Origin of the sequence: Streptomyces noursei, assembly GCF_001646665.1 — a bacterium.
GTDB lineage: Bacteria > Actinomycetota > Actinomycetes > Streptomycetales > Streptomycetaceae > Streptomyces > Streptomyces lavendulocolor.
In genome coordinates this window covers 1-286 of sequence record NZ_LWBU01000142.1, presented here as the reverse complement: position 1 = coordinate 286, position 286 = coordinate 1, and the positions used below count along the sequence as shown (strand labels likewise).

1 pseudogene is annotated in these 286 nt (G+C 83.2%); it reads left to right on the top strand.

What is annotated here, in order from left to right:
* Positions 1–68: 68 nt before the first annotated feature.
* Positions 69–286, top strand: a pseudogene (locus tag A4V12_RS34785) (SAM-dependent methyltransferase); the annotation flags it as partial.

Below are 286 nucleotides of genomic sequence, written 5' to 3'. Positions count from 1 at the left end.
ACCCCCCGCCGGGACGGGCCCCCGGGCGGCCCTCCGATTCCCCCCCCGCCCCCCCCCGGCCCCCAACCCCCCGCCAGTACCCCCTGACCCCGCCCGGCCCGGCCTCCCTCATGGCCGAGCTCGCGGGCCCGGCCGGGACCGTGCTCGACCCCGCCTGCGGCACCGGCGCCCTGCTGCGCGCCGTCACCCGCCCCACCGCCCTGTACGCCCAGGAGGCCGACCGCGACCTGGCCGCGCTCACCGCGCTCCGCCTGGCCCTCCAGTCCGGCGCCGACGTCCGCGTCCG